The organism is Streptomyces sp. KL116D (genome assembly GCF_030766975.1).
Classification (GTDB): Bacteria; Actinomycetota; Actinomycetes; order Streptomycetales; family Streptomycetaceae; genus Streptomyces; species Streptomyces longispororuber_A.
On record NZ_JASERH010000021.1, the window covers coordinates 1 to 9,392 of the forward strand.

Annotated in this window: 6 protein-coding genes; 1 reads left to right on the top strand and 5 read right to left on the bottom strand. The window is 73.9% G+C overall.

From position 1 onward, the window contains the following. From RBJ77_RS06930 to RBJ77_RS06940, 3 genes are all read right to left on the bottom strand, one after another. Window positions 1-265, bottom strand: a 265-nt coding sequence (locus RBJ77_RS06930; protein WP_372344126.1) for an alpha-amylase family glycosyl hydrolase, incomplete at its 3' end; no start/stop codon positions are given. Between the two features lie 40 nt (window positions 266-305). Then, a complete protein-coding gene (locus RBJ77_RS06935; protein WP_372344127.1) occupies window positions 306-2,663 on the bottom strand; it encodes an alpha-1,4-glucan--maltose-1-phosphate maltosyltransferase in 2,358 nt (785 codons plus the stop codon). Window positions 2,664-2,871: 208 nt separating this feature from the next. Then, a complete protein-coding gene (locus tag RBJ77_RS06940) occupies window positions 2,872-4,089 on the bottom strand; it encodes a S8 family peptidase (protein WP_372344128.1) in 1,218 nt (405 codons plus the stop codon). A 215-nt stretch (window positions 4,090-4,304) separates the two neighbouring features. On the opposite strand from RBJ77_RS06940, the gene RBJ77_RS06945 reads away from it, so the two are divergent. Beyond that, entirely contained in the window at window positions 4,305-4,865 is a 561-nt protein-coding gene (locus RBJ77_RS06945; protein ID WP_372344129.1) for a 1,4-alpha-glucan branching protein, read from the top strand. 107 nt (window positions 4,866-4,972) lie between these two features. Here RBJ77_RS06945 and RBJ77_RS06950 read toward each other — a convergent pair whose 3' ends face one another. After that, the gene (locus RBJ77_RS06950; RefSeq protein WP_372344130.1) at window positions 4,973-7,261 is read right to left on the bottom strand and encodes a PQQ-binding-like beta-propeller repeat protein; all 2,289 of its coding nucleotides are present in this window, start codon (window positions 7,259-7,261) and stop codon (window positions 4,973-4,975) included. Window positions 7,262-7,349: 88 nt separating this feature from the next. After that, on the bottom strand, window positions 7,350-9,392 hold a 2,043-nt coding region (locus tag RBJ77_RS06955; RefSeq protein ID WP_372344131.1), incomplete at its 5' end, for a PQQ-binding-like beta-propeller repeat protein.

A 9,392-nucleotide genomic window follows, 5' to 3' on the forward strand; every position in this document is an offset into this window, starting at 1 on the left:
CCGACGTGTAGTCCGAGACGTCGTAACCACCGTCCCGGAGCGGGGACTTGAAGAAGGGTGGGAGCCAGAGGCAGTCGACCCCCAGCCACTGGAGGTAGTCCAGCTTCGCCGTGATGCCCTTGAGGTCGCCGACGCCGTCGCCGTTGCTGTCCTGGAAGGAGCGGACCAGGACCTCGTAGAAGACGGCGCGCTTGAACCAATCCGGGTCCCGGTCCTTCGCGGGCGTGTCCTCGAAGGTGTCCGGGACGGGCTCATTCATGATCATGGTGTGGGTGACCCTCCGAATCCCTTGTGCTCCAGAGAATTCATCGCGGCGTGGACGGTCGCAGGACGGTCAGGATGTGCGCGGGCGCCCGGCCCGGCTCGAGGCGCACATAGTTCGTCCTGCCCCAGTGGAATGTCTCGCCGGTGAGTTCGTCGCGCACCGGTGTGGACTCGTGCCAGCCGAGCCCTAGTTGCGGCATGTCCAACGAGACCGTTGCCTCCTGGGTGTGGTGCGGGTCGAGGTTCACGACCACCAGAACCGTGTTCGACGCGCTCCGTTTCGAGTACACGAGCACCGAGTCCTTGTCGGCGTGGTGGAAGTGGACCGAACGCAGCGTGCGCAGGGCGGGACTGCGGCGCCTGATGGCGTTGAGCGCGGTCAGGAGCGGGGCGATCGTCCGTCCCTCGCGCGCCGCCGACTCCCAGTCACGCGGGCGCAGTTCGTACTTCTCGGAATGCAGATACTCCTCGCTACCAGGTCGTAGCGGGGCGTTTTCGCACAACTCGTATCCGCTGTAGACGCCCCAGGCGGGCGCCAGGGTCGCGGCGAGGACCGCGCGGAGTTCGAAGGCGGGCCGGCCGCCGTGCTGGAGGAACTCGTGCAGGATGTCCGGGGTGTTCACGAAGAAGTTGGGGCGCATGTACGCCGCCGCGTCGCCCGCCAACTCCTCCACGTACTCGGTCAGTTCCTGCTTGGTGTTGCGCCAGGTGAAATAGGTGTACGACTGCTGGAAGCCGGTCTGTGCGAGGGTGTGCATCATCGCGGGACGGGTGAACGCCTCCGCCAGGAAGATCACGTCGGGGTCGGTGCCGTTGATGTCGGCGATGACCCGCTCCCAGAACACGACCGGCTTCGTGTGCGGGTTGTCGACCCGGAAGATCCGCACGCCGTGCGCCATCCAGTGCCGCAGGATCCGGCACGTCTCCGCGATCAGGCCCGGCATGTCCTGGTCGAAGGCGATCGGATAGATGTCCTGGTACTTCTTCGGCGGGTTCTCCGCGTACGCGATGGTGCCGTCGGCGCGGTGGTGGAACCACTCCGGGTGCTTCTCCACCCAGGGGTGGTCGGGCGAGCACTGCAGCGCGAAGTCGAGCGCCACCTCCATGCCCAACTCCTGTACGCGCGCGACGAATTGATCGAAGTCGTCGAGCGTGCCGAGGTCCGGGTGGATCGCGTCGTGGCCGCCCTCGGGCGAGCCGATCGCCCACGGCACGCCCACGTCGTGCGGGCCCGGCGAGAGCGTGTTGTCGGGGCCCTTGCGGAAGGTGGTGCCGATGGGGTGGACGGGCGGCAGGTAGACGATGTCGAAGCCCATCTCGGCGATCGCCGGAAGCCGCCGGGCCGCCGTGGCGAACGTGCCGCTCACCGGCGGCCTGCCCGGCTCCACCACGGCCCCCTCCGAGCGCGGGAAGAACTCGTACCACGACCCGTACAGCGCTCGCTCCCGCTCCACCAGGAGCGGCAACTCCTCGGAAGGGGTGAGGAGTTCGCGCAGCGGGTGGCGGGACAGGGCCTCGTCGACGTCGGGGGTGAGGGCGGCGGCGAGGCGGGCGGCGGCCGGGCGGGCCGGGTCGCGGAGGGCGGCGGCGGCCTGCAGAACCGTTTCACGCAGCTGTCCCGGGAGTTCCTCCGGGATGCCGGCCGCCGCGCGCTCGTACAGCGAGGCGCCCTCCTCCAGGACGAGTTCCGTGTCGATGCCCGCCGGGACCTTGATCCCCGCGGCGTGCCGCCAGGTGGACACGGGGTCGCCCCACGCCTCCACGGAGAACGTCCAGCGGCCCACCGCGTCCGGGGTGACCTCGGCGCCCCAGCGGTCGGTGCCGGGGGCCAGTTCGCGCATCGGGGTCCAGGGGCCGGGCGTGCCGTCGGGGGCGCGCAGGACGACGTTCGCCGCGACCGCGTCGTGCCCCTCGCGGAAGACGGTGGCCGTCACCAGGAACGCCTCGCCCACGACGGCCTTGGCGGGGCGGCGGCCCCGGTCCACGGCCGGCCGCACGTCACGGACCGGGATGCGGCCGGTCGTGATGTCGATCGGCGGGGCGGGCGGGGCGGGCGGGGTGAGTGGGGTGAGCGGGGCGGGAGTGGCCGGGGCGGACGGTGGGGTCGAGGTGGTCTTCGGTGCGGTGGGCCTGGGGGCGGGCTGCTCGGCCGTCTTCTTGACCGTCTTCTTGGCCGCCGCCTTCTTCACCGCTTTCTTGGCCGTCTTCGTGGCCGTCTTCGTGGCCGTCTTCTTGGCTGCCTTCTTGGCTGTCTTCTGTGCCGACTTCTTGGTCGCCTCTCTGGCCGTGCCGGGCTGCTCGACCGTGCCGGGCTGCTGCCCGGCCGCGGTGGACTTCTCGGCAGGGGCCGCCGCGGTCTTCTTCTGTGCGGGCGACGAGGACGAACGCTGTGCAGGCATGACCGCTCCTGTCCGCGGAGGATTCGGGGGTTGCGGAAGCGACGTGCTGGGAGAGGGCCGTGCGGGGGGATCGTGGGGCGTACCGGAGGAGCCTTCCACGGTCTCCGGGTGGACAATCCGGTGCTTCGGTACCTACTCGAGCGTAAGCACACGGACAAGACCGGCCCCGTCGTGAGCGACGGGGCCGGTCCATGAACTCACCTCTCGTCTACGGGTTGTCGACCTGGAGCAGCCGGTTCGGCGAACCCAGGCCCGCACCGGTCACCCTGCCCGTTACTGCCCGGTCTGTCAGCGCTTTGCCGACTTCGGCCGGCGCGGCCGCCGGGTGGTCGGCGAGGTACAGCGCGGCGGCGCCCGCGGCGTGCGGGGACGCCATGGACGTGCCCGAGAAGGTGGCCTTCCCGGTGTCGCTCGCGTACGACGCGGACGTGATGTCCACGCCGGGGGCGAACAGGTCCAGCCGAGTACCCCAATTGGAGAAGCTCGCACGTGCATCATCGGGACCGGTCGCCCCGACGGTGATGGCCTGTCGCACCCGGGCCGGGGAGTAGAGGTCCGCGGGCAGCCCGTCGTTGCCCGCCGCCACGGTGTACGTGACGCCGGAGGCGATGGAGTTGCGGACCGCCGCGTCGAGCTGGGCGTTGGCGTAGCCGCCCAGGCTCATGTTGGCGACCGCGGGCTTCTTCGCGTGCTTGGTCACCCAGTCGATGCCCGCGATGACCTGGGCCGTGGTGCCGGAGCCCTCGTCGTCGAGCACCCGTACGGCGACGACGTCGGCCTGTTTCGCGACGCCGTACTGCTCGCCCGCGACGGTCGCGGCGACGTGGGTGCCGTGCCCGTTGCCGTCCTGGGCCACGGCGTCGTTCTGCACGAAGTCCCAGCCGCTGGTGGCCCGTCCGCCGAAGTCCTGGTGGGTGGTGCGGATGCCGGTGTCGATGACGTAGACCGTCACCCCGGCGCCCGCCGACTCCGGCCAGGTGTAGGACTTGTCGAGCGGCAGGTCGTTCTGGTCGATGCGGTCCAGGCCCCACGACGGCGGGTTCTTCTGGGTGTGGTCGTAGGCGACCGTCGTGTCCTGCACGACGGAGGACACGCCGGGATCCGCCGCGAGCCGCTTCGCCTGCGCCTCGTTGACCTTCACCGCGTACCCGTTGAGCGCCTTGCTGTAGGTGTGGCGTATTTTCGCCCCGTATTTGGCGGCGAGGTCCTTGCCGGCCTCCGACGGGGCCTCGGTTCCCCCCTTCAAGGTCACGATGTAGCTGCCCGCCACGGCGCCGGGCTCACCGGCGCCGAGTATCCGCCCTTGCGCGGGGGCGGCCTGTGCGGGCAGCGTGATGGCCGAAAGCGCCGCGGTCGTGGCGAGCACGGTGAGCCCCCCGGCCCAGCGCGTTCGCCGCTTTCGCGACACTGGCACGGTCACTGCCATGTGTGAGTTCCCCTCCTCAACTCGGCGCAGTCTCACGCCAGTTGGCAGCCTCTCGTGCGGTGTGAAGCGCCACAAGGTTGTACGAGGGGGCGGAATCGGCCATATCGCCCGTGGAGGGTGAGTGGAAGTTGCGGGAGGGTTGCGGCGGATTCCGGCCGAACTCCGGGGCCGGGGCGGGCTGTCGGGGCCCGGGTGCCGGGGGGAGGATGACGCGCATGGCGATCATCCACCACACCACCCTGAAGCCCACCAAGCTCGAACTCCTCACCGGCTGGCTCCCGAAGCAGCCCTGGTACCGGGGCGGCGGCGCCCCCGACCTCACCAAGGCCGGCGGCTTCCGGCTCGACGACCCGGCCGGCGCGGTCGGCATCGAGTTCATGGCCGTCACCGACGCCTCGGGTCCTGAGCCGGTGACGTACCACGTGCCGCTGACCTACCGCGGCGCCCCGCTGCCCGACGCGCCCGAGGACGCGCTCATCGGGACGCTCGTGCACGGCGTCCTCGGCGACCGGTGGGTGTACGACGGGACCCGGGACCCGGTCCTCGTCGCCGAGTTGACCGCGCTCCTCAAGGGCGAGGTGCCCGCGCACGCGCAGAGCGTCGACGGCGCGCTCGACGAGACGGTGCGGGCCCGGCTCGACGGCGCGGACGGCCGCCCGGAGTTCGTCCGGGTCCTGGAACCGGGCACCACCGCGACCAGCGGCGTCACCGCCGAGTGGCAGTCGGGCGACGCGGGACGGGTGAGCGGCGTCTTCGTCGTCGTACGGGGCGACTGACGGGACACGTACGGGAAGGGGCCCCTCGGGCCGCTGGCGGGGAACGGGCAGTCCACCAAGGACGACGGCGGCACGTTCTCCGTGCGGATCTCGTACCCGCCGTGCGGCTACAGCGCCCGGTTCGAGACCAGCCGCCCCTTGGGGGACCAGCCGAAGAAGGCCCCGCCGCGGAACAGCGGCGCCCCCAGGGTGCGCCCGGTCGTCGTGGCGTCGCTGTCGCCCGCCCACGGCAGCGAGCGCAGCGTCGTCCCGTCCTGGTTCCCGTCGAGCGTGAGCGTGTACGCCTCGTACGTCCACAGGGTGATGACCCGGTCGCCCGCCAGGCCGAGCGCCGCCTGCTCGTCGCCCCGGTCCGGCACGTCCCACAGCCGGCGGCCGGAGTCGAACCGGTAGGCGGCGATCCGGTTCCTGTCGTCGGGGCGGGGCAGCCCGGGGCCCGTCAGCACCACCAGGACGCCGCCGTCGCCGACCACCGGCGCCGTCCGCACCAGCCGGTCCTGGGCGATCACCCGGCGGTGGGCGAGCGTGCCGGGGTCCAGGACGTGGACGCCCACGCTCGACCGCGCCCAGCACAGGATGCCGTCGCCGTGGGAGATGAGACCGTCGCAGCGGCGCGCGGGCAGCGCCGCGGTCCGCCGGCCGTCCCGCGCGGAGTACGCGACGACGCCGCCGTCCGCCAGCGCGACGTACACCGTCCCGTCGCGGACGAGCAGCCCGGCGGGGGAGCGGAGCGGGCCCGGCAGCCGGACGCGGCGACGCTCGGCGCCGGTGGCGGCGTCCCGCACGGACAGCGTGGAGCCGGACTCCACGGTGTACAGCGCGCCGTCCGACAGGGCCGCACCGGTCACCGGCGCGCGGTGCCGCCAGCGCCGCTGACCCGATGTCAGATCCAGCGCCGTGACGCCTAGTTCACCCGCCGCGTAGACCCGCTGCCCGTCGGTCTCCGGCGGCGGCGCGGTGGCGGCGCCCGGGGTGCCGGGCGGGCCGGGCGCCGACCAGCGGAGCCGGCCCGTCGCCGGGTCGAGGGCGGCCGCCGAACCGCCGCTGTCGGCGCACACCAGCGTGGCGCGGGCCAGCAGACAGCCCTCGCCCGGGTCGGCGAGGACGGCGGGGCGCGGCACCGACCAGGGCCGCCAGCCGTCGGGCAGCGACTGCTTCGCGGCGGCCTGCGCGCCGAACTCGCCGGAGTGGCCCGCGTTCCCGTACTGCATGACCGTGCGCTCGGGCAGCGCGGCGGGCTGCTGCGACCGGGTGGGGGAGACGGTGGGCGCCGCCGCCGGAGGTGGTGTGCCGCCGCTCCCGTCCGGCAGGAGCAGCACCGTCGCCGTGACGCCGGCCGCCACCGCGCAGGCGGCGGCGACCCAGCGCAGCGGGCCCCGGCCGAGTGGCCGGGTCGGCACGGTGGGCGGCGCGGGCGGCGGCAGCGGACGGTCGTACGCCGTCGGGGAGTGCGGCACCCGCAGGCCCGACTCGGTCGGGGCCGACGCCGGGTCGTCCGTGGCGCGCTGCCGCTCGTACGGCGCGACCGCCTCGCGGTGCTCGGCGAGCAGCGAGAGGACCGCGGGCGGCCAGGGGAAGAGTCCGGTGGGCGGCGCGAGCCGGTCCGCCAGGGCGTCGGGGGTGGGGCGGGCGGCCGGGTCGAGGCGCAGGCACCGCTCGACCAGCGGCAGCAACTCGGCCGGTACGCGCGCCAGTTCGGCCTGTGCGCGGGAGACCCGGAACAGCATCGACGCGAGTTCCGGATCGTCGAAGGGGCCGCGCCCGGTCGCCGCGAAGCAGAGCACCGCGCCCAGCGAGAACACGTCCGACGCGGGCACCACCGACCGCGATCCGTCGATCTGCTCCGGCGACAGGAAGCCCGGCGTGCCGACGAGCACCCCGGTCGCCGTGAGCGCGGTCGCCTCGAAGGCCTGCGCGATGCCGAAGTCGATCAGCCGCGGGCCGTCGGCGGTCAGGAGCACGTTGGCCGGTTTCAGGTCCCGGTGCAGCAGCCGCGCCCCGTGCACCGCCGACAGCGCCCTGGCCAGGCCCGCGCCCAGGGCCCGCACCGCCGGCACCGGCAGCGGACCGCACCGGGCCACCACGTCCGCGAGCGACGGACCCGGCACGAACTCCGTGGCCAGCCACGGCGGTTCGGCGTCCGCGTCCCCGTCGACCAGCGGGGCCGTGTACGGGCCCGAGACCGCGCGGGCCGCCGCGATCTCCCGCCGGAACCGCGTCCGGAACGCGTCGTCCGGGTCCAGGTCGCCGCGGACCGCCTTGAGCGCCACGAGCCGCGCGCCGGGCTCGGCACGGCGGGCCAGGAACACCTCGCCCATGCCGCCGGCACCGACCCGCGCGAGCAGCTGATAGGGACCGATGCGACGGGGCGAACCCGCGGGAAGTGCGGTGAGCATGACTCTCCGGGCGACGGTGACGGCGGCGGTGACGGTGACGGGGAGGAGGCGGTGACGGGGAGGAGGCGGTGGGGGCCGGGCGGGGCGTTCAGGCGGACGGCAGCGCCACCGACACCACGGCGCCCTCGTCGTACACGAGATGCGCGACGCCGCCCATGGACAGGACCACCGGCGGCCGCAGCTGCTCCGCGATGATCGACGTGCCCGCGGAGCCCTCGGGCCGGTCGCCCGGCGCCCCCGTCACCGGATGGCGGCGCGGCCCGCCGGAGCCGTCGAGCGGCATCGTGTACAGGGCCTCCGCGTCGGCGTACACGATCCGGTCGCCGAGGACCAGCGGCCGCGACGCGGGGACGCTCGTCTTCTTGAGGCGTTCGACGCGCACGACGCGGCCGGTGGCCCGGTCGGCGACGGCGACCTTGCGGTCCGCCGGGTCGTACGCGACCGCCGCCCGGCCGGTCACGGCGGTCACGGTGGCGAACGGGAAACCGTGCGGCACCTTCTCGTAGGTGAGCGTGCCGTGCATCGTGCGGAGGGTGCGCGGGGTGAGCAGGACGGCGTGCAGGGTGCCGCTGTCGTCCTCGCGCCGTGAGCAGATCACCGTGTCCTCGCCGGCCAGCACCTGGTGGCAGCCGTCGGGCACGGACGCCGTGCCGAGCCGCCGGCCCGTACGGGTGTCGTACGCGGCGAGTCCGTCCGGGCTGTCCGCGTACACCACGCCGTCCCTGACGGCCTGCATGGTGAACATGTTCGTCTCGACCTTGCCCTGTGCCTCCCGCGCGAACTGCCGGTGCCACAGCAGCCGTCCGGTGCGCGGCGCGTACGCCCGGATCTCCGGCATCCGGTCCGTGATGCTATTGCCCGCCTGGTAGGTGAGGACCGCCTCGTCCGTCAGGAGCGGCCGGGTGCCCATGCCGGTGGCGCCCGAGCCGGCCGGGCCGCGCCACAGCACCTTCCCGGTCGCCGAGTCCCGCATCTGCAGCGCCGTGTCCACGGAGATCAGCGTCCGGCCGCCGCGCACCTGCGGCTCCATCGCCTCGCCCGGGATGAACATGCCGCCGGTCGGCCCGACGTACGCCTCGTCGACGTCCTCGTCCACGTCCAACTGGCCCGACTTCCACAACTGGTGGCCGTCCACCGCACTGATCGCGTCGTACGTGCCGTTCGTCAGCAGGCACACGATCGCGTGGGTGTCGGCGGCGCACGCGTACGGGGCGTGCCGCAGCTTCCCCTGCCAGGGGTGCCAGCCCGCGGGCCGCTGCCCGGCGAGCTGCTCGACGGTTCCGGAGCGGTCGCCGGTGCCGTGCTCGTCGACGCCCGCCCGCGCCGCGAGCCGCGGATCGGTGGTGCGGGGTCCCGCCTTCGCGTCGGAGGTGTCACCGGCCCACGGCTGCCAGACGGCGAGCAGCCCGCCCAGGACACCGAGGGCGAGGGCCGCCGCGAGCGTCACGACCGGTCCCCGGCGGCGCCGCCGCTGCGGCGGCCGTGAGCTCATCGTCGGCAGCCGGTGCACGGCGGGGGCGTCCGGGGGCGCGGTCGCCGGGGAGTCGAGCGCCGTCGGCTCGGGCAGCGACCCGTCCTGCGCCCGCGGCCAGGCGGGCGCCGCCGCCACCGGCTCCAACGCGCCGCCGGCCGCGCACAGTTGCCGCACCTCGCGGCGCTCCGCCTCGATGGCCTCGCGCACCGCGTCCGGCCAGTCGGGCGCGTGCGCCGCGTCCCGCAGCCGCCCGAAGGTGTCGGCGACGTCGGCCGCGGACGGCCGCTCGGCCGGGTCCCTGGCCAGACAGGACCGCAGAACCGTCGCCAACTCCTCGGGCATCGGCCCCAGTTCGGCCTCCGCCTGCGACACCCGGTACAGCACGGCGGCCACCGGCCCGTCGCCGAACGGGTCCCGGCCGGTCGCCGCGTACGCGAGCACCGACGCCAGACAGAACACGTCGGACGCGGGCACCACGTGCCGGCCGCCCGCCACGTGCTCCGGCGACATGAACCCGGGGGTGCCGACGAGCAGACCCGTCTCGGTGAGGGTGGTCGCGGTCCGCACCCGGGCCACGCCCAGATCGATGATGCGCGGCCCGTCCGCGGCCAGCAGCACGTTGCCCGGCTTCACGTCACGGTGCAGCGCGCCCGCCGC

Coding starts and splice junctions, on each gene's coding strand:
- RBJ77_RS06935 (WP_372344127.1), bottom strand. CDS start 2,663: ATGCCTGCACAGCGTTCGTCCTCGTCGCCCGCACAGAAGAAGACCGCG.
- RBJ77_RS06940 (WP_372344128.1), bottom strand. CDS start 4,089: ATGGCAGTGACCGTGCCAGTGTCGCGAAAGCGGCGAACGCGCTGGGCC.
- RBJ77_RS06945 (WP_372344129.1), top strand. CDS start 4,305: ATGGCGATCATCCACCACACCACCCTGAAGCCCACCAAGCTCGAACTC.
- RBJ77_RS06950 (WP_372344130.1), bottom strand. CDS start 7,261: ATGCTCACCGCACTTCCCGCGGGTTCGCCCCGTCGCATCGGTCCCTAT.